The 20,970-nt window shown below is 54.3% G+C and carries 17 protein-coding genes; 10 read left to right on the top strand and 7 right to left on the bottom strand.

The window, feature by feature from the left end; genetic code table 11:
• Positions 1-193 precede the first annotated feature (193 nt).
• The 3 genes from IAI47_RS09605 to IAI47_RS09595 all read right to left on the bottom strand — a co-directional run bounded on the left by IAI47_RS09605 (position 194) and on the right by IAI47_RS09595 (position 4,889).
• A complete protein-coding gene (locus IAI47_RS09605; protein ID WP_008925236.1) occupies positions 194-1,714 on the bottom strand; it encodes a carboxylesterase/lipase family protein in 1,521 nt (506 codons plus the stop codon).
• A 429-nt stretch (positions 1,715-2,143) separates the two neighbouring features.
• Positions 2,144-3,487, bottom strand: coding sequence for a VOC family protein (locus tag IAI47_RS09600; protein WP_003853719.1), 1,344 nt, complete (start codon positions 3,485-3,487; stop codon positions 2,144-2,146).
• A 67-nt stretch (positions 3,488-3,554) separates the two neighbouring features.
• Positions 3,555-4,889 carry an aromatic acid/H+ symport family MFS transporter gene (locus IAI47_RS09595; protein WP_003853721.1) on the bottom strand — a complete coding sequence of 445 codons (1,335 nt, stop codon included), beginning with the start codon at positions 4,887-4,889 and terminating at the stop codon, positions 3,555-3,557.
• A 320-nt stretch (positions 4,890-5,209) separates the two neighbouring features.
• On the opposite strand from IAI47_RS09595, the gene IAI47_RS09590 reads away from it, so the two are divergent.
• The gene (locus IAI47_RS09590; protein WP_003853723.1) at positions 5,210-6,130 is read left to right on the top strand and encodes a LysR substrate-binding domain-containing protein; all 921 of its coding nucleotides are present in this window, start codon (positions 5,210-5,212) and stop codon (positions 6,128-6,130) included.
• Here IAI47_RS09590 and smrA read toward each other — a convergent pair.
• Entirely contained in the window at positions 6,127-6,693 is a 567-nt protein-coding gene (gene smrA, locus IAI47_RS09585) for a DNA endonuclease SmrA (protein WP_003853725.1), read from the bottom strand. The two genes, IAI47_RS09590 and smrA, sit on opposite strands and share 4 nt — an antisense overlap.
• 316 nt (positions 6,694-7,009) lie before the next feature.
• On the opposite strand from smrA, the gene IAI47_RS09580 reads away from it, so the two are divergent.
• Entirely contained in the window at positions 7,010-7,762 is a 753-nt protein-coding gene (locus IAI47_RS09580; RefSeq protein WP_003853727.1) for an FNR family transcription factor, read from the top strand.
• A 117-nt stretch (positions 7,763-7,879) separates the two neighbouring features.
• Positions 7,880-8,836, top strand: a complete 957-nt coding sequence (gene uspE, locus IAI47_RS09575) for a universal stress protein UspE (protein WP_003853729.1) — start codon at positions 7,880-7,882, stop codon at positions 8,834-8,836.
• Positions 8,837-8,885: 49 nt separating this feature from the next.
• Here the strand turns inward: uspE and pntB are convergent, their stop codons facing one another.
• Positions 8,886-10,274 (bottom strand): Re/Si-specific NAD(P)(+) transhydrogenase subunit beta, encoded by a 1,389-nt coding sequence (pntB, locus tag IAI47_RS09570; protein ID WP_008925237.1) that lies wholly within the window; start codon positions 10,272-10,274, stop codon positions 8,886-8,888.
• 3 nt (positions 10,275-10,277) lie between these two features.
• Positions 10,278-11,810 (bottom strand): Re/Si-specific NAD(P)(+) transhydrogenase subunit alpha, encoded by a 1,533-nt coding sequence (gene pntA / locus IAI47_RS09565; RefSeq protein WP_008925238.1) that lies wholly within the window; start codon positions 11,808-11,810, stop codon positions 10,278-10,280.
• 539 nt (positions 11,811-12,349) lie between these two features.
• Between pntA and ydgH the strand changes: the two genes are divergently transcribed.
• Positions 12,350-13,303 (top strand): DUF1471 family protein YdgH, encoded by a 954-nt coding sequence (ydgH, locus tag IAI47_RS09560; RefSeq protein WP_003853736.1) that lies wholly within the window; start codon positions 12,350-12,352, stop codon positions 13,301-13,303.
• Positions 13,304-13,506: 203 nt separating this feature from the next.
• Positions 13,507-14,898 (top strand): basic amino acid/polyamine antiporter, encoded by a 1,392-nt coding sequence (locus IAI47_RS09555; RefSeq protein ID WP_003853738.1) that lies wholly within the window; start codon positions 13,507-13,509, stop codon positions 14,896-14,898.
• A 133-nt stretch (positions 14,899-15,031) separates the two neighbouring features.
• On the opposite strand, the gene IAI47_RS09550 is transcribed toward IAI47_RS09555, so the two are convergent.
• The gene (locus IAI47_RS09550) at positions 15,032-15,445 is read right to left on the bottom strand and encodes a hypothetical protein (RefSeq protein WP_003853740.1); all 414 of its coding nucleotides are present in this window, start codon (positions 15,443-15,445) and stop codon (positions 15,032-15,034) included.
• 178 nt (positions 15,446-15,623) lie between these two features.
• On the opposite strand from IAI47_RS09550, the gene rstA reads away from it, so the two are divergent.
• The 5 genes from rstA (at position 15,624) to IAI47_RS09525 (ending at position 20,948) form a co-directional block, all read left to right on the top strand.
• Positions 15,624-16,349 (top strand): two-component system response regulator RstA, encoded by a 726-nt coding sequence (gene rstA / locus IAI47_RS09545; RefSeq protein ID WP_003853741.1) that lies wholly within the window; start codon positions 15,624-15,626, stop codon positions 16,347-16,349.
• Entirely contained in the window at positions 16,346-17,647 is a 1,302-nt protein-coding gene (rstB, locus tag IAI47_RS09540; RefSeq protein ID WP_003853743.1) for a two-component system sensor histidine kinase RstB, read from the top strand. Before rstA ends, rstB begins: the two co-directional genes overlap by 4 nt.
• Before the next feature lie 18 nt (positions 17,648-17,665).
• Entirely contained in the window at positions 17,666-19,153 is a 1,488-nt protein-coding gene (locus tag IAI47_RS09535) for a carboxypeptidase M32 (RefSeq protein ID WP_008925240.1), read from the top strand.
• A gap of 159 nt (positions 19,154-19,312) precedes the next feature.
• Positions 19,313-19,843 (top strand): acid resistance repetitive basic protein Asr, encoded by a 531-nt coding sequence (gene asr, locus IAI47_RS09530; protein ID WP_033743054.1) that lies wholly within the window; start codon positions 19,313-19,315, stop codon positions 19,841-19,843.
• 295 nt (positions 19,844-20,138) lie between these two features.
• The gene (locus IAI47_RS09525) at positions 20,139-20,948 is read left to right on the top strand and encodes a serine protease (protein WP_008925243.1); all 810 of its coding nucleotides are present in this window, start codon (positions 20,139-20,141) and stop codon (positions 20,946-20,948) included.
• Positions 20,949-20,970 lie beyond the last annotated feature (22 nt).

Here is a 20,970-nt window from a genome sequence, read left to right as displayed (position 1 = left end):
CGCAAGCGTCGGGCATAGGAGGTTTATCGGCACAGGAAGGTGAAAATGTAACTGTTTTGTTACCTATTATTTTACAGCGTCAAATAGGATTTAACGCTGTAAACTTCTTTAATTTTAATACCTTACAGTTAATTAAGCAGATTAATTTCATTTGCAAAATTTAATGATTAGCAGGCTAATCTTTCTGGTACACCTACAGCCTGACCAGATGCGTCATTAATAATCTGAAGAGACGCATGCGGGCGCGCATAAAATTTCGCTTCAGAACCAATCCGCTTTTATGCTCCTGACCAAGTGACATTGTCACATCCTGCCCCGGATGCCAGGCGGGCCAGACGACCTCGCCTTCCAGCTGGTGCTTATATTCTGTGGCATCACGGGCGAAGGTAAACCAGTAGTCACTGACCTGCTCAGCAAAGGCCCGATCGCTATCACTGAACGGACGATTTTCATTGGGATCGGGCATCTGGCTCAGCGTATTCAGCACATAGGGCACTTCATTGCCGTGCCAGGTGCCGTGTGGATAGAGATCGTGCGCATGCTCTGAAACATAATCAAACCAGTAGCGCCAGCCCGGCATGCCAGCATTGTGCTGCGCCCGCATCACCAGCCATGGCACCAGCGTGAAAGCCATATCGCGTGCCACGGCGCGTCCCAGTAGATGATCGTCATGGATGTCATACATCCATTTAAGCGTACGGTAAGTGAGTCGATTTTTGTCGCGTAACTGCTGCAGCACTGCAGTAGCATCAACACCAAAATATTCCAGAACGCTGGCTTCATCGCTGTTACTGCCGGCCATCAGCGGCAGACGGTGCTGTTTTGCCGCCATAAAGGTTTTCAACATGGGCTCAGGCAATACGGCGTCACCGGCAATGGGTACCGGCGGAATCGCCAGTGGGCCGTCCAGCGACCAGAAGGCGTCAGCGGGCAGTGCGCGCAACGCCTCTGCGCTGACATCGGCTGGCAGTCCAAAATGGCGGGCTACAGCGACGCCCTGCTGACGCGCTTTTTTCAGCGGCGTGTCCGGCAGGCTATAGGCGCTCTGTACGATGCCTTTGTGAAACAGCCCTTCGGCCAGTGGTGAACAGCAGAGTGACAGCACACTGCGCGCACCAGAGGATTCACCGAAAAGCGTCACATTGCGGCGGTCGCCGCCGAATGCAGGAATGTTGCGCTGCACCCACTGCAGTGCGGCAATCTGGTCAAGCAGACCAAAGTTGTTTACCGTGCCCGCGGCAGGATACTCAGCGTCCAGGGCCGGGTGTGAGAAGAAGCCGAGATGACCCAGCCGGTAGTTAAGGGTGACCACCACTGCGCCCCGGGACGCCAGCGGTTTGCCGCTGTACGGTGCCAGGCCGCCCGCACCAATGGTGTAGCCTCCTCCGTGCAACCACACCATCACCGGCAGCGGCGTTGACGGTTCGACATCGGGTGTCCAGACATTCAGGTAGAGACAATCTTCACTAAACTCACCGGGATCGCCGCCGCCCACAGCCTGGCAATACGTGCGATTTTGCCAGGCAGATGACCCGAACGCCGTGGCATCGCGCACATGCTGCCACGGTATCACTGGCTGAGGCGGGCGCCAGCGTAGTGCGCCCTGCGGTGCCGCCGCATAAGGTATGCCTTTAAATACGAAAAGGTCATCATCCATGCCTCCACGTAACTCTCCCTCAGCAGTCATGATCCTCAGACCCGTTTCGTTTTTCATTCCTGTTTCCCTGTCTAAACGTTCCTCCATTATTTGCAGGCACGCCAGTATTGTCCAGGTACGGAGGGGATTTGCAGAATATGCCGAAGCGAGAGATGCAGGGGCTAGCATGCCCATCAACAGGTTCAGAGCGTCAGTGATGACCAGGGATTAACGTTGTTTACGTTTCGCCAGCACGTGAATGCGTTGTCAGCGCCGACGATATCCACATTTCTCACGCATCCCACGCGTTTTTACTGCAAATAATTAGTCAGTTTTCTAACACATCAGGATACTCACGCCGCTAAATTTTCGCTGGATGGTGAAGCGTCTTTTTTTCCAGGTGAACTGAACAGGCCTGATCGATTACCTTCCATCAGGACCATCCGCTTAACAGGGCTGTGGTGAAGAGAGCAACGCGGGCAACGTAGACGTTGCCCGTAGACACTGTCAGGCCTCGCGCAGGCCGCACTGCGCCAGTGAGCGCTGCTGGCGCTCTTCATATAACGCCATCTCATCCAGCACAGGGGTACCCAATGCGGCTTCAAACGCCTGCCGGCTCGCCTGTCCCGCCGAACGAACCTGCGCCCGATCGCCAAGGTTAGACTGAAAAATGCCTGCCGCGCTCACGGGAAGAAAATCCTCATAGGTGATGGGGTCAGCCAGTACACGCCCTTCTTTGATAAGGGTCTCCAGCGATTCCCCCTGGGCAGGCGGCGTAGCAATACCCTTTTCGCTCAGGCGATAATGAAACCACGCCAGTCCCTGCTGGCGCAGCGTGGTTTCGTCGTCCGGAAAATCGCGGAAAATCGTCGACAGATGTTGCTGGTGTTGCTGATTATCCTGACCGCTGCCCGCCTCGCTCAGTAATCGATCGTAGAGTGCGCGTCCTGCGGGCGTCAGCGCTGCCCCGCGCTGCTCAATTTCTCCGAAGCGCGCCGTATGCGTTCCCTGATGACCTTCTTTAAAGATGATCGGCTCTTCCAGCGCTTTAAAGCTGGTTTGACGTAACAGGATGGGGACCTGACGACGAGGCGGTCCCTCGATCAGGGTTTTCGGATCGATACCGCGCGACGGCATCAGTTGCTGGACACGGTCGATATCCAGTGTGCGCGGCGTAAGATGGTTGATGTGACAACCGGGAAAGCAGACTACATCCGCAATCAGCCGGTGCTGCTGGTTCAGCGCCTGATAGGTCTGGCTGTCTACACTGCTGTGAGCATGCCAGCGGAAGGTTTCCAGCGCTTCAGTCACAAATTCACCGGCCTGCTCCTCCGTTAATCCGCCCTGCTGCTGATGCAGTTGCAGTAACGCCCGGCAACGGGGAGTGAAAATGTCGCGCGCAGAGAGAATCTCCGCCGCTTTTTCACGCAGCGCCGCATCGTCGATCAGTTCAGGGCGTAACAGCGAGGTAAAGACCCGGAAGGGATTGCGCCGCAGTGCCGCATCAGTTACTGGCCGGAACGCGGTGGAGTGCACCGGCACCCCTGCCTGAGAGAGATCGTAATAGCCAACCGGATGCATTCCCATCACCGCAAACACCTGTCGCAGTGTGGCGAGTTCGTCTGCGGTGCCGACACGGATCGCGCCATGGCGTTCAACATTAAGTCGGCCGATTTCATCAGCAGCCGTAAGGCGATCTTTCAGCGCACTATCCGCTTCCAGTACGCGTTCATTAACGGTAGCGACCAACTGCATCAGCGTGCCATATTGCGGCACTTCCTGCTGATACATGGCTGACATTGCCTGAGAGAAACGGGTGCGGATGAGGTCCGCACTGATAAAGTTGTCCATCTTATCCACCTGACACCATGATCGTTGCTGCTAATGTAATGCAACGCGCTGGCGCCAGTGGAAAAAATCACGAATCTGTGATCGGCTTAAAGCCATAGCGGTTTTTTAACAGCAGCATCAGGGTAGTGATCACAGCCGGTATCGCCAGCAGCAGAAAGATAACGCTGAAAGACCAGCCGAGTGACATCATCTCTGCACCGACGAAAGCGCTTAAAATCGCACCAATGCGGCCCACACCATGCATCCAGCTGGAGCCAGTGGCGCGTGCGTGCGTGGGATAGTAGCTGGCGGATAAGGCATTCATGCCGGTGTTAGCGCCGTTGAAACAGAAGCCACTGCAAAAAGCGATTGCGCTCATCATGCCCACTTCGGCTGGCGAAAAGCCAAGGGCCACGATAAACAGCCCGCCACAGCCGTAAATCGCTGCCAGCGCCAGATTGGCATTAAAGCGATCCATCATCCAGCCTGCAAACAACGATCCCAGCGTCCCGCCAGCCTGATACATCGCGGTGATAATCGCCGCTTCGGTGACAGACATGCCCAGCGTGTTGACCAGTGATGGCAGCCAGCTGCCAATCAGGTAGACCATGAACAGTCCCATAAAATAGCCACCCCACAGCATCGTGCTGCCAAACAGATAGCGGCGTGACAGGACGGTGCCGATCGCGCCACCCGCCGGCACGCTGACTTCCGGCGCGTGAAACGCACAGTCTGGTCGGGTTTTGCCCGGCATCATCCGATCAAGGATGGCGTGAATGCGGGCAGCCGGTGCACCACGACTGATGAGGAATCGCACGGATTCCGGCAGGCCACGAATCAGTAATGGCAGCACCAGCAGCGGCAGTATGCCGCCCAGTAGCAGCACGGAGTGCCAGTTATAGCGCGGGAGCAGCCATGAAGCGGCAAATCCCCCGCTGGCCGCGCCAAAGGTGAAGCCGCAGAACACAACGGTGATAAGAAATGCCCGCCGCCGTTCAGGCGCATACTCCGCCACCAGCGTACCGACGTTGGGCATTGCGGCACCCAGCCCCAGCCCGGTCAGGAAGCGGAACAGCATCATCTGTTCAATGTTTTGTGACAGCGCGGTTGCCAGCGTCCAGAGACCAAAAAAGAAAACGCTTAAGATAATCATCATGCGACGGCCATAACGGTCAGCCAGCGGCCCCGCTACCATCGCACCCAGCGCCAGACCGATTAAGGCGGCGCTGATGACAACGCCGAGCTGATGATTTGTTACGCCCCACGCGGCTTTAAGCGTCGGCGCAATAAAACCCATAATCGCAATGTCCATGCCATCGAGTGCTACCACGATAAAGCAGAGAGCAATGAGCCGCTTTTGCCAGGGGCTCAGTTGCTGCTGGTTGATAAGCTGGCGGACATCTACCGCCTCGATGCTGGTCAATGAACACTCCCTGAGTAAAGAAATCTGGCATCAGTTTAAGTAAAAAAAACGGCGTTTATGATAGCCGATCGTTAACCTTAAGCGGTCAGATTTTTGTTTGATAGTGAGAATCATTCATATTCATGCAATTAAGTCGTTGATTTCTCTTTAACCAGAGAATGAACACATTACAACCGTTTTAAGATGAATGCTTGAAAATCATGGTCTTAAACAGCGAAGCGGTCATCCCCGTGCTTTTGTTAAAAAAAATTTGCAGCAAAGTTAACAGAATTCATTATTAACAGTTGCCTCACGCCCTTCATTCTCATTAAGTTTAGGATATGGAAAAAAATATCCTTTTCAATCAGCGCATTCGCTTGCGCCACTTACACACCTTTGTTGCGGTTGCGCAGCAAGGTACGCTGGGCCGGGCGGCTGAGACGCTTAGCCTGAGTCAGCCTGCCCTGTCTAAAACCCTGAATGAGCTGGAGGAACTGACCGGCGTTCGTCTGTTTGAACGTGGCCGGCTGGGCGCGCAACTGACCACCATGGGGGAACAATTTCTGACGCATGCCGTGCGTGTGCTCGACGCGCTCAATCATGCCGGTCAAAGTTTTAATGAGCAGCCAGGCGATGCGCCGGTGATTATCCGGCTGGGTGCGCTGACCACCGCCGCAATGGGGATGCTGCCACGCATTCTTGATCGTTTTCATCAGTTACAACCCAATACCACTATCCAGGTGGCAACGCTGCACAACAATGTGCTGCTGGCGGGATTACGCGGCGGTGAGTTTGATATCGGCATTGGACGGATGGCGGACAGCGACATGATGACCGGTCTGACCTATGAGCTGCTTTTTCTGGAGTCGCTTAAGCTGGTGGTAAGGCCGGAACACCCGCTTTTAAGTGACAACGTCACGCTGTCACGGGCAATGCAGTGGCCGGTGGTGATTTCGCCCGAAGGCACTGCACCGCGCCGGATTGCACAACAGATGCTGGATGAACAGGGATGTACGTTGCCACCTCACTGCATCGAGACCTCATCGACCTCACTGGCACGCCAGCTGGCTCTCCGCTACGACTATATCTGGTTCGTTCCTTCCGGCGCGATTAAAGAGGATCTCAGCCACAACGCGGTCTGTGCGCTGCCGATCAACTCATCCGGCCCGGGCGAGCCAGTGGGCATCATTACGCGTACCGGCGCAGAGCTCAGCCTGAGTGCCGAAGTGCTGATGTCTACCATTCGTAAATTTCACAGCTAGCGGCTGCGTTTCGCATGTCGCTCGCGGTTTTCAAGGCGCGCTTTATCGGTTTTACGTAAACCCACGTAGAGCGCACCGCCTCCGCCATGGCGGGTCTGTGCCACGCAAAAAGTCTGTACGTCGTCAAACTGCTGTAACCAGCGCGCGAGATAGCTTCGTACGATATTGGCATGTGACTCGTTATCACGTCCTTTGCCGTGAATGATCAGCAAATTTCGTAATCCCTGTTTGTGTGCCTGCATCATAAAATTGAACAGCGCCTGACGGCAGGTTTCCACCGGTTGCCGTAACAGGTTGAGACTGGCATCCAGCTTGTATTCACCCCGACGGAGTTTATCCAGAATACCCTGCTGGATGCCGTCGGCTTTATATTCCAGCTGCGTATTAAGTGGGATAATCTCCAGGTCACCCCGGGTCAGGAAATTCTCTAGTTCAGATTCGCCCGGCGGTTTGCGTGGTGCTTTGGTTGAAGGGGCTTTCAGCCACAGGGTCGTGGTGGTGTCTTTCAATGGCGTGACATCGCCCATGGCATCCCGAAAAAGATCGTTATCATCAAGGTTCATGGTTTTCTCACACCGGGTTAAATTGATCGAATGTGTCAGACAGGCTTTAACAGTTAGCGTAGCAAAACCTGGAATTACCGGACCACCCGCCTTTTCCCACCCTAACGGGCCGTAGAGAATCGTGCAACAGATCACATAAGCGGAAAGTTATCGTGACAGCGGTCTCTACCCGGGTACTGAAAAGCCCGTCACAGCGGCCTTTGACGCCGTGTAACTCATCCATAATGTTTGTGGGTGTAAAACTGCTCGGATGAGTTCCCTTCAGCACAAAAAATGTTAAAATTGACCCCAGTTACTTATCGTCGAGCAAACCATTATGATCCCTGAAAAACGCAGCATACGTCGTATTCAGTCGGGCGGTTGTGCCATTCACTGCCAGGATTGCAGCATCAGTCAGCTCTGCATCCCCTTCACGTTAAATGAACATGAGCTGGATCAGCTCGACAATATCATTGAGCGTAAAAAACCGATTCAGAAAGGGCAAACCCTTTTTAAAGCGGGAGACGAACTCAGGTCTCTGTATGCCATTCGTTCCGGCAGTATTAAAAGCTATACCATTACCGAACAGGGTGATGAGCAAATTACCGGTTTCCATCTGGCGGGTGATTTAGTTGGCTTTGATGCCATTTTAAATGCCAGCCATCCCAGCTTTGCGCAGGCGCTGGAAACGGCCATGGTGTGTGAAATTCCTTTTGAAACGCTGGATGACCTGTCAGGTAAAATGCCGGCACTGCGTCAGCAGATGATGCGTTTAATGAGCGGTGAGATTAAAGGCGACCAGGATATGATTCTGCTGTTGTCGAAGAAAAATGCTGAGGAGCGACTGGCGGCGTTTATCTGGAACCTCTCACGCCGTTTCGGCCAGCGCGGCTTTTCACAGCGTGAATTTCGCCTCACCATGACGCGCGGTGACATTGGTAATTACCTGGGCCTGACGGTTGAAACCATCAGTCGCCTGCTGGGCCGTTTTCAGAAGTCCGGTATGCTGGCGGTGAAAGGCAAATACATCACAATTGAAAACCACGCCCTGCTGGAAGAGTTAGCGGGCCAGAGTCACCAGGCCGCCTGATTCAAAGCCGGATCAATAAATCTTATTTTATTGATCCGGCAATAACTTTTTCACTTCTTCCGCTGTACAACATAGGCTATCTTTACTCCAGTCGCTCTGGTTTAAGGAGAACGCCTCATGTCCCAGTACCAAAATATTCTGGTCGCCATTGATGCCCAGCAAGACGATCAGCCCGCGCTGCGACGTGCGGTCTATCTGAATCAACGTATCGGCGGAAGAATTAAAGCCTTCCTGCCTATCTATGATTTTTCATATGAAATGACCACCCTGCTTTCGCCGGATGAGCGCGCGTCTATGCGCCAGGGTGTCATCAGCCAGCGTACCGAATGGATCCGCGAGCAGGCCCGCGCTTATCTTGATGCCGGTGTCGACATTGATATCAAAGTGATCTGGCATAACCGCCCCTTTGAGGCCATCATTCAGGAAGTGCTCGCTCATCAGCATGATCTGGTGCTGAAAATGGCGCATCAGCATGACCGCCTGGAGTCCGTGATTTTCACCCCAACCGACTGGCATCTGCTGCGTAAATGCCCTTGCCCGGTCTGGATGGTCAAAGATCAGCCGTGGCCGGAAGGCGGTAAAGCCATTGTCGCCGTCAATCTTGCCAGCGAAGAGCCGCATCACGATGGCCTGAATCAGAAGCTGATTCGTGAAACGATGAAGCTGGCGGAAAAGGTGAATCAGACCGAAGTCCACCTTGTCGGTGCCTACCCGATTACCCCAATCAATATTGCTATCGAACTGCCCGATTTTGATCCCAGCGTCTACAACGATGCTATCCGGGGTCAGCATCTGGTGGCCATGAAAGCACTGCGCCAGAAATTCTCAATTGGTGAAGAGTTCACCCACGTGGCTAAAGGCTTGCCGGAAGAGGTTATCCCCGATCTGGCCGCGCATCTCGGTGCCGGCGTAGTCGTGCTGGGCACCATCGGAAGGACCGGACTATCAGCGGCGTTCCTGGGCAATACGGCGGAACAGGTGATCGATCATCTGCGTTGCGATCTGCTGGCGCTTAAGCCTGACGATTTCAAGTCGCCGATTGATCTGGATGATGAAGAGGACGAGGAGGATTAACGTCTCCTCGTAAAGAAAATGGGCGGCTGATTAGCTGCCCATTTTTTTATTACAGCGCTTTGAGAATCGCTTCCACGCTGGCTTTGGCATCGCCAAACAGCATCTGGCTGTTCTCCTTAAAGAACAGCGGATTCTGAACGCCGGCATAGCCTGTGTTCATTGAGCGTTTGAACACCACCACGTTGTGCGCCTTCCACACTTCCAGCACCGGCATTCCCGCAATCGGGCTGCGGTGATCATCCTGCGCTGCCGGGTTGACGGTATCGTTAGCACCAATCACCAGCACCGTGTCGGTGTCGCTGAAGTCATCGTTGATTTCATCCATCTCCAGCACCACGTCATAAGGCACTTTGGCCTCGGCCAGCAGCACGTTCATGTGCCCCGGCAAACGCCCCGCGACCGGATGAATGCCGAAGCGCACTTTGATGCCAAGCGCGCGCAGACGTGCCGTGATTTCCGCTACCGGATACTGCGCCTGCGCCACGGCCATGCCGTAGCCTGGGGTAATAATCACCGAGCGGGAGGCTTTAAGCATCTCTGCGGTCTCTTCAGCGGTAATTTCACGATGCTCGCCCGCTTCCTGCGTTTCGTCACCACTGCTGACTTCAGTACCGAATCCACCCGCGATCACGCTGATGAACGAACGGTTCATCGCTTTACACATGATATAGGAGAGAATCGCACCGGACGAACCCACCAGTGCACCGGTCACAATCAGCAGATCGTTGCTGAGCATGAAACCGGCGGCGGCGGCGGCCCAGCCTGAATAGGAGTTCAGCATCGACACCACGACCGGCATATCGGCACCGCCAATCGACGCGACCAGATGCCAGCCAAACGCCAGTGCAATCACCGTCATCAGCAGCAACGCAAAGACCTGCGCAGCGCTGCTGCTGGTGTTAACAAACCACAGCAGCAGCAGGAACGAGACCAGCAGCGCCAGCAGATTGAGCTTGTGACGATGCGGTAACGCCAGCGGTTTTGAGGAGATTTTGCCGCACAGCTTGCCAAACGCCACCAGCGAGCCGGTGAAGGTGACGGCACCGATAAAAATACCGATAAACACTTCACTGAGATGGATATTTTCCATCACTGCTGGCAGGCCAGGCGCATGGTCGATATAGCTGTTTATGCCGACCAGTACCGCGGCCAGGCCGACAAAGCTGTGCAGAATCGCGACCAGTTCCGGCATTTCGGTCATTTCGACTTTCTTTGCCATGCGGATACCAATAGCGCCGCCAATCACCATCGCCAGCAGGATCCAGACCACGTTACCGCTGTCCGGACCAAAAATGGTGGCGACCAGCGCAATCGCCATGCCGCTGATACCGAAACTATTACCCCGCTTAGACGTCTCGTGACGCGAGAGACCGGCAAGGCTACAGATGAAGAGAATTGCAGCAACAATATAGGCTGCAGTGACTAATCCGCCAGACATGTCTTACCCCTTACGAAACATTTTCAGCATGCGCTGGGTGACGGTAAAGCCACCAAAGATATTGATGCTGGCAATCAGCACGGCAATAAAGGAGATAAAGGTGACCCAGCCACCGTGCCCCATCTGCAAGACTGCCCCGATCACGATGATGCCGGATATGGCATTGGTCACGGACATCAGCGGCGTATGCAGCGCATGACTGACGTTCCAGACCACGTAATAACCCACCACACAGGCGAGCGCGAACACGGTAAAATGGGAGAGGAAATCGGCAGGCGCCACGTTGGCCAGGCTGCCAAACAGCACGATGGCCAGAGCAATAAGCAGATATTTTCGCCACGGTGAAACAGGTTTCACCTCAATCTTCACTGCCGGTTTCGCGGTTGCCGGTGCAGCCTGAGGTGCAGCGGACACCTGAATCGGCGGTGCCGGCCAGGTGACTTCCCCCTCGCGCACCACAGTCACGCCCCGTACGACTACATCGTCGAAGTCGACCTGGATTTCGCCATTCTTCTCTTTGCACAGCAGCGTCATCAGGTTGACCAGGTTGGTGCCATAAAGCTGGGAGGATTGCGTTGCCAGACGGCTCGGCAGGTCGGTGTAGCCAATGATTTTGACGCCGTCAGGTGTCACAGTAACCTGATCCGCGACGGTCAGCGCACAGTTGCCGCCAGTCTGCGCGGCCAAATCCACAATCACACTGCCGGGCTTCATGCTGGCAACCATCTCTTCGGTGATCAGTTTCGGTGCCGGTTTGCCAGGGATCAGCGCCGTGGTGACAATGATATCGACTTCTCTGGCCTGACTGGCAAACAGGGCCATCTCCGCTTTAATGAACGCCTCGGACATCACTTTGGCATAGCCATCACCGCTGCCAGCTTCCTCTTTGAAGTCGAGTTCAAGGAATTCGGCGCCCATACTCTGCACCTGCTCTTTGACTTCGGGACGGGTATCAAACGCCCGGACAATCGCGCCCAGACTGCCCGCTGCACCAATTGCTGCCAGCCCGGCCACACCTGCCCCAATCACCATCACTTTTGCCGGTGGCACTTTGCCCGCCGCCGTGATCTGCCCGGTAAAGAAGCGACCAAATTCATGCGCAGCTTCCACAATCGCACGATAACCGGCAATGTTTGCCATGGAGCTCAGCGCATCCAGCGACTGCGCCCGTGAAATGCGCGGCACCGAGTCCATTGCCATGACAGTGACCTGACGTGCGGCCAGTTTTGACAGCAGATCGGGATGTTGCGCGGGCCAGATAAAGCTAACCAGCGTGCTACCCGCGCGGGTCAGTGCAATCTCTTCGTCATCGGGTGCATTTACTTTCAGCACGATGTCGGACTGCCAGACCTGATCTCTATCGCTGAGCGTGGCGCCAGCGGCGATATAGCTTTCATTATCGAAGCTGGCGCGTTTACCTGCGTCACGCTCCACGGTGACACTAAAACCCAGCCTGATAAGTTGTTCCACGGTCTTTGGCGTGGCGGCCACGCGCGACTCGTTTGGCAACCTTTCCTTGGGTATTCCAATTAACATAGTGTTTCCTTTCATCGGTTAAGGATGATGGCCCGTATCTGCACCACGACTGCGCAACTGAAACGCCGTTTCGGTTACTTATAGACGAAATGCATGTATTTCAAAGTGTTTATAACCTACTGAAAATGTGACCAGCGATCTATAGCGTCTGTACAGAGTGATGACATTCACTCAATTATTCAGCGTTCTGCTTAAAAATCGGTGTTAACCCACTGCAAAACAGCCTGACAGGCAAATATTCTGCCAGAGATAATTATGAGCGGGCGAATTAAGCATCAATAAAAACCTATAATTAACAATGCATTAACTGTTTAACCGATATTAGTTATCGCTTTTAGTGATAACCGTGGCTAAAACGGGCCATAACTGCGTTTGATGACAATTAAATGAAAAAATGATGGTTTAATAACGCGATCTGACACAAAAAATCGCTGCGACAGTCTGTTTATAACATGCAATAATCAGCGGCTAATCTGTTATACATCAAGAGTCCAGCACGTTTTCGTACTCATTTTTGCGTAAGGCGAAGGATTATTTTTATGAAGCTGAAGAACACTATTCTGGCGTCCACTTTGTTGTCCCTGCTGGCAGCCAACGCATTCGCTGCGCAGGAGTTAACGCCAGAAAAAGCGGCAGCGTTGAAGCCATTCGAACGTATTAATATCACCGGCCGTTTCAACGCGATCGGCGACGCTGCCGATGCCGTCTCTAAGCGTGCAGATCAGATGGGCGCTGCCTCTTATTACATCCAGGCAATCAACGACAGTAACGGCAACAGCGGTAACTGGCGCGTCACGGCTGACCTCTATAAAGCCGATGCGCCGGCAGCTTCAGCGTCAACAACGTATCGTCGCTTTAACGGCGTTAATGAACTGCCAAAAGCAGAAGCCTACAGACTTGAACCGTTTGATACCGTTTCGGTCAGCGGCTTCTTTGCCAGCCAGCCGGATGTTAACGACGCGATTTCAAAAGCCGCGAAAGAGAAAGGTGCCGCATCATTCTTTATCGTGCGCCAGATTGATGCTAACAGCGGTGGCAACCAGTACGTCACCGCCTATGTCTACAAAGCGGATGCTAAAGAACGTACAGTGCAGACACCAAACGCCATCCCAGCCGATTCAGAAGCAGGTAAAGCTGCGCTGGCAACCGGTGGCGCGGCAGCCGCTAACGTAGAGATTCCTGGCGTGGCCTCATCTGAAACGCCAAGCAACAAAGTGGGCCGTTTCTTCGAAACACAAAGCTCTACCGGTAAGCGCTACACGGTGAATCTGCCTAACGGTAAATCGGTGCAGGAAGTTAACGCGATTACCGCCGCGCAGATGCAGCCGTTTGATACCGTGACTTTCACGGGCCACTTCGGTTCACCTACTGAGGTTTCAGAAGAAGTGGCGAAGCGTGCTTCAGATAAAGGTGCCAAGTTCTATCACGTGACTCGTCAGTGGCAGAACCAGAGTGGCGGTAACCTGACCGTGACGGCTGACCTGTTTAAGTAATCCCTCACAGGGCGGCACCCGCCGCCCTGCTGTTTGCAAACCTGCTTTGTTTTGCATAGTTATGCATTGCCATCCCCTGCCACACTCCGTAAAATCCCCCGCCTGTTTTACCGGATATTGTCCCTGGATTGTGCCATTGGTCTGACATAACCCAGCGATATAATCCGATTTACCCAGCCATATATGCTAGCGGGAAGGTTGTTTTGGAGAAAAAATTAGGTCTCGGTGCGCTGACAGCACTGGTGCTCAGCTCAATGCTGGGTGCAGGTGTGTTCAGTCTGCCGCAAAACATGGCTGCAGTGGCCGGTCCGGCTGCTCTGCTGCTGGGTTGGCTGATCACCGGTGTCGGCATTATCTTTCTTTCGCTGGCGATGTTGCTGTTAACCCGCCTTAAACCCGAACTTGACGGCGGCATCTTTACTTACGCCCGCGCCGGATTCGGCGAACTAATGGGGTTCTGCTCTGCATGGGGCTACTGGCTGTGTGCTGTTATCGCCAATGTCTCCTATCTGGTAATTGTCTTCTCGGCCCTGAGCTTCTTCACCGATACGCCGGACCGGATTATTTTTGGTGATGGCAACACCTGGCAGGCGATGCTGGGCGCATCCGTGCTGCTGTGGCTGGTTCACTGGCTGGTGCTGCGCGGTGTGCAGACAGCAGCCAGCATCAATCTGATGGCCACGCTGGGCAAGCTGGTGCCCTTACTGCTGTTCATTGTGCTGGCGGTGATGGCGTTCAATTATGATCGCTTTCGCTTCGATTTTTCCGGCGTCACGCTGGGGCAACCGCTCTGGGAGCAGATCAAGCAAACCATGCTGATCACTCTTTGGGTCTTTATCGGGGTTGAGGGTGCGGTGGTGGTTTCTGCGCGTGCACGTCAGAAAAAGGATGTGGGCCGTGCAACACTTTTTGCCGTTCTGGCTGCCTTACTGGTCTATTTGCTGGTAACCCTGCTGTCGCTGGGCGTGGTTCCGCGCGCTGAACTGGCTGAAATGCGCAATCCGTCCATGGCGGGATTGATGACAAGACTGATGGGCAACTGGGGCGATGCGGTGATTGCGATTGGCCTGATCGTCTCTGTCTGTGGTGCCTACCTGAGCTGGACGATCATGGCTGCTGAAGTGCCGCTGATTGCTGCGCAGCAGGGGGCGTTTCCTCGCATTATCGCCCGACAGAACCGACACAACGCGCCGGCCGCCTCGCTGTGGCTGACCAACGGCAGCATTCAGCTCTGCCTGATCCTGATTGCCCTGACCGGTGCTAACTACAATAACCTGCTGACCATCGCCTCAGAGATGATTCTGGTGCCCTATTTACTGGTGGGGTTATACCTGATCAAAGTGGTGCGCGGACAGAATAAACCCATGGCGATGGCGGTGGGTGTCGGCGCCAGTCTGTATGGCATCTGGCTGCTCTACGCGTCGGGGCCAATGCACCTGATGGCGTCAGTCGTGCTCTACTCCCCAGGCCTGCTGTTGTTTCTGTTTGCCCGACGCGGCGGCCGCGCTGATGTTGCGCTGACCTCGCTGGAGCGGATTGCAATGGGATTACTGATTGCTGCGACGCTGCCCGCTGTGTGGCAGCTGACCACATAGAGCCGGATCCATCGGGCGTCATTGTTGCAGAGAGTCTGGACACGGGTAGCGCAGGACACGCAGGCGTACATGAGGATAATGAGCGCTGCCCGGTGTCAGACTGACTGATTTACTAGCCTGGTGAGAGAGGTGCTTAGTGTGACTGCACCGGGATCGACACACACAGCAGGTCATCCTGCTGGGTAAGATTCAGCGGTTTTGAATATTCATGATGGATCGCGTCCAGCTGCTCCGCAGAGAGCGGATAAGGGAGCTGAATATCAAAACGGCTTATCTGCTGCTGTTCTGCGAGCGTAATCAGGCGTGCGATGTTAATTTCGTCGCTGACCTGAGTAGAAATGATTTGTAATGCTAATTCTTTTAACGGGTCGTCACTGCCCTGTAAACGGTGTGCTGATTTACGTGTCACCATGCCAAAGATCGGCATCACACCATAAATAGCATCAACGAAGCTCCAGCGCTTTTTGCAGGAAGCGGAAAGAAAGTCACTGTAATTGAAGCAGATGCGGTCGGGGTATATGGCTGATGCCAGCTCTTTATCAGACACACTAACGCTCCTCATGATAATCATCGATATCCCAAACCTGGCGCAAAAATGCCGCGCTAATGATTGCACATATTGACGGTTATATACCAGCAAGCCACGGATATTTCGTGCGATAACGTAGAGCTCAGGACCAGGACAAGATATGATTTCTCTCACGTCTGTTTCTGCTTTGTGAACTATGAACAAAATTGTTTATGTTGAAGATGAACCTGAAGTGGGTTCGCTGATTGCAGCTTACCTGGGTCGTCATGATATTGAGGTGATTGTCGAGACGCGCGGTGATCGTGCTGAAGCGGTGATAGCGGAACAGCAGCCGGATCTGGTGATGCTGGATATCATGTTACCCGGCAAGGATGGCATGACCATCTGCCGCGACCTCCGGGCCAACTGGCAGGGACCGATTGTGTTACTGACGTCACTGGACAGCGACATGAATCATATTCTGGCCCTGGAGATGGGTGCGCAGGATTACATTCTGAAAACCACCCCGCCTGCTGTGCTGCTGGCTCGCCTGCGCCTGCACCTGCGTCAGTCCCATCAGGGACAGCCGGAAGATACACCGAGCGCACCTGCTGCCAACCGTATGCTGCGTTTTGGCTCGCTGACCATTGATGCCCTGAACCGGCAGGTCACGCTGTTTGAGGAGCAGATCGCCCTTTCTACCGCAGATTTCGATCTGCTCTGGGTGCTCGCCAGTCATGCGGGCCAGACACTGAACCGGGATGCGCTGCTGAAAACATTGCGTGGCGTCAGCTATGATGGTTTAGACCGCAGCATCGACGTGGCGATCTCGCGGCTGCGTAAAAAGCTGCACGACAGCGCCACCGAGCCCTTCCGCATCAAAACTATCCGCAACAAAGGCTATCTGTTTGCACCTCAGGCCTGGGATACCCGCGGACTATGAGAAAGCTTTTTATTCAGTTCTATCTGCTGCTGTTTGTCTGCTTCCTGGTGATGGCCTTACTGGTGGGGCTGGTTTATAAGTTCACCGCTGAGCGTGCAGGCCGCCAGTCGATGAATGACCTGATGGCCAGCTCGCTCTACCTGATCCGCAGCGAACTGCGCGAGATCCCGCCGCGCGACTGGAATAAGACCATCAAGAGTCTCGATCTTGGTCTCTCATTCGACCTGCACATCGAGCCGATGAACAAATATCAGCTTGATGAAGGCAACATGCGTCGGTTGCGTGCCGGAGAGATTGTTGCGCTCGATGACCAGTACACCTTTTTGCAGCATATTCCGCGCAGCCACTATGTGCTGTCAGTCGGACCGATTCCCTATCTTTTCTACCTGCATCAGATGCGGCTGCTGGATATTGCCCTGCTGGTGTTTATTGGCATGTCTCTGGCACTGCCGGTGTTCATCTGGCTTCGTCCCCACTGGCAGGAGATGCAGCGACTGGAAAAAGCAGCGCAGCGTTTTGGCCGGGGTGAGCTGGATGTACGTACCCATTTTGACAGTACCTCCAGCCTCTTTCGGCTTGGTATCGCCTTTAACCAGATGGCCGAGAATATCAATACGCTGGTAGCCAGCAAAAAGCAGCTGATTGATGGCATCGCCCATGAGCTTCGAACGCCGCTGGTGCGCCTGCGTTACCGGTTAGAGATGAGCGACAACCTGACGGATGGTGAACGGGTGGCGCTGAACCGCGATATCGGCCAGCTTGAAAGCCTGATAGAGGAACTGCTGACCTATGCACGACTTGATCGGCCACGCGTCGATCTCAATCTTAAAACACTGGATCTCGCCAGTTGGCTGAGCGAGCGGCTTGACGATTTTCGCACCATCAACCCGGACATACGGCTCGACCTTGATCTGCCACAGCGTGAAAACATCGGCGTTTCTGATACCCGCCTGATGGAACGAGTGCTGGATAACCTGGTGAACAATGCGCTGCGTTATGCTCAGCAGCGGCTGCGTGTCAGTTTATGGTTTGATGGCGCGATCGGGTGTCTGCAGGTGGAAGATGATGGTCCCGGCATTCCGCCGGAAGAGCGTGAACGGGTTTTCGAACCCTTTGTCCGACTTGACCCGAGCCGCGACCGCGCCACAGGCGGCTGCGGATTAGGCCTGGCAATTGTCTACTCTATTGCTCAGGCGCTCAGCGGCAAGGTGACGATTGAGTCCAGCCCGCTGGGCGGCGCCAGCGTTCGCTTTTGCTGGCCGGTTGATCTAACCTTGCGCGAAATTGCGCAGCGTTAAAACCACAAGGAGTCTTACGTGACCTCAGCGTATCAACAACTGACCAAAACTTTCCAGCGCCTGTCCCGTTTCAGTCACGTCACGGCAATTGCCGGATGCGACATGCAGACCACCATGCCGCCGGGCGGCAGTCAGGCACGCGGTGAAGCACTGGCTGAAATGAGCGTGCTGCAACACCAGATTCTGACTGCCCCTCAGGTCGGTGAGTGGCTTAAAGCTGCTGAGCAGCAGTCGCTGAACGATGTCGAGCGGGCCAATCTCAACGAGATGCAGCGCGCATATCAGCAGGCAACGCTGCTGCCTGATGATTTTGTTGAAGCCAAATCGATCGCCGGTTCGGTCTGCGAACATGCATGGCGCACTCAGCGTCCCGCCAATGACTGGCAGGGTTTTGCCGCCAACCTCAAAGAGGTGGTCCGCCTGAGCCGTGAAGAGGCCCAGCGCCGCGCCGACGCCAGTGGCTGTTCCCGTTACGATGCGCTGCTGGATCTCTATGAACCAGGTATGACCCGGGCCCGACTGGATCAAACCTTTGGCGAACTGAAAACCTGGCTACCTGAACTCTTACAGCAGGTCGTGGAAAAACAGGCACAGCAGAAGGTCATAACGCCGCAGGGGCCATTCGCCGTGCCTGCGCAGCGGCAGCTCGGTCTGAGCATTATGGAGACGCTGGGTTTCGACTTTAACCACGGTCGTCTGGACATCAGTGCACATCCCTTCTGTGGCGGTGTGCCGGAAGATGTGCGCATTACCACCCGTTACAATGAGAATGAGTTTCTCAGTGCCATGATGGGCGTGATTCACGAAACCGGCCATGCTCGCTATGAACAGAATCTGCCGAAGCAGTGGCGCGGTCAGCCGGTAGCACTGGCGCGATCAACGGCTATCCACGAATCACAAAGCCTGTTTATGGAGATGCAGCTTGGTCGCAGCCGTGAATTCCTGCAGCGCATTCTGCCGCAGGTGATCGCCACCTTTGGCGATCAACCCGCCCTGCTGGCGGATAATTTCGTGCGCCTGACCCAGCGGGTTTTGCCTGGCCTGATCCGGGTTGACGCTGACGAGCTCAGCTATCCGGCGCATGTCATTTTACGCTACGAAATTGAGCAGGCGTTGATCGAAGGGGACATTGAGGTTGAAGATATCCCGGCGCTGTGGGATGAGAAGATGATGCAGTCGCTGGGGCTGGATACGCGGGGTAACTACCGCGATGGCTGTATGCAGGATATTCACTGGACCGACGGCGCCTTCGGCTACTTCCCCACCTATACGCTGGGCGCAATGTACGCCGCGCAGCTGTTCCAGTCGTTACAGAAGGCTATTCCTCAGCTCAGTGAGCTGATTCAGCATGGTGAGCTGCAGCCGGTGTTCGACTGGCTGCAACAGAATATCTGGCAGCACGGCAGCCGTTTCCAGACCGACCAGTTGCTGATCAACGCCACTGGCGAAGCGCTGAACCCGGCTTTCTTCCGCCAGCACCTTGAACAACGTTACCTTAATAGCTAAGCTTTCGGGCGGTCATCTGACCGCCCTTTCCCGCCTTTGTACAATCGGTTACACGCCGATACCAAACACCCACGGACACCGTTCATTGATTTCCCTATAGTCTCTTCACCGGCCCCGCAGTGGGCTACACATGAAAAAATAGTCTCCGAGGGATTTGCGATGAAAAAATTATTTGCACTGGTTGTCGCCGCTGCTATGGGTATGTCTTCTGTTGCTTTCGCTGCTGACACCACAGCTGCTCCAGCTGCTGCGCCAGCCGCAACAACTACTACTCCTGCCGCTGCAGCACCGGCTAAAACTGTTCACAAGACTGCGCACAAGAAACACCATAAAGCTGCTCAGAAAGCCCAGGCTGCTCAGAAACACCACAAAAAAGCGGTGAAAAAAGATGCAGCGCAGAAAGCGCAGGCTGCTAAAAAAGTTCACCACAAAAAAGCGGTAAAACCTGCTGCACAGAAAGCTCAGGCCGCTAAAAAAGTTCACCACAAAAAAGTAACTAAACCAGCCGCTCAGAAAGCGCAGGCTGCTAAAAAAGTTCATCACAAAAAAGTAACTAAACCAGCTGCCCAGAAAGCTCAGGCTGCTAAAAAAATGCACCACAAAAAAGTAACTAAACCAGCTGCCCAGAAAGCGCAGGCTGCTAAGAAAATGCACCACAAAAAAGTTGTGAAACCAGCAGCTAAAAACTAAGGTCGCCTTCAGCGCACGGCCACGAGATGATGAATAAAAACACCCGGTTCTGCCGGGTGTTTCTTTACTGGAGTGGATGAAATGACGAGAGTGGATGAAATAGTGCGTCGCTATCGCTTCGAAATTATTCTGCTTGTTATGATCCTGTGTGGCATTGTTGCAGCCAGCTTTTTTATTTAGATGCTGTAGCGTACTGATTAACCAATAAAACTCCCTTTTTCAACGCTCACCGACTATAGTTACCGTACTTACGTAATAACAATAACGTTAATTTTTTCTCGCCATTGAGATTTCTATGCGCCTGGCTACCTTGTTAATGGTTGGACTCTTCAGCTTTGCCACCACGGTTCATGCCGATGATGACGATGACTCGCCTACTCCTGCTGAGATTAAGATGCTGTTCTTCGGCAAGGATCATCGCCAGGCAATCACCGATATTACTGCTGCCCCCTGGGATGCCATTGGCCAGCTGGAAACCGAAAGTGGTAACCTCTGTACTGCCACGCTCATCTCTCCCCATCTGGCCCTGACCGCCGGACACTGTCTGCTTTCCCCGCCCGGGAATTTCGATAAGCCGGTTGCGCTGCGATTTATGGCCAGCGATAAAGGCTGGCGCTACGAGCTTCATGATATTGATGCGCGGGTGGAACCTTCGCTGGCGTCAAAATTAAAAGCGGATGGCGAAGGCTGGATCGTGCCGAGCAGTGCAGCACCCTATGATTACGGCATTGTGATATTACGCAATCCGCCTTCAGCGATTACGCCCATTCCCTTGTTTGATGGCTCACGCAGCGATCTCACGGCGGCGCTGAAGCTGACCGGACGTAAAGTGACGCAGGCAGGCTATCCGGCCGATCATCTGGATACGCTCTACTCCCATAGCGATTGCCTGATTACCGGCTGGGCGCAACGTGCGGTGCTGTCGCATCAGTGTGACACGCTGCCGGGTGACAGCGGTTCACCGCTGCTGCTTAAAAGCGATAAGGGCTGGCAGTTAATCGCGGTACAAAGCTCTGCGCCCGCAGCGAAAGATCGCTATCTGGCTGACAACCGCGCAATTTCGGTCACCTCGTTTAAAGACAAGCTGGAATCCCTCGCGCAGTAACCGCACTGACGCTTTACCATTG

Source organism: Pantoea sp. MT58, from assembly GCF_014495885.1.
GTDB classification, from domain to species: Bacteria; Pseudomonadota; Gammaproteobacteria; order Enterobacterales; family Enterobacteriaceae; genus Pantoea; species Pantoea eucalypti.
The sequence above is the reverse complement of the archived record's forward strand: the minus strand, read 5'-3'. Positions and strand labels throughout refer to the sequence as shown.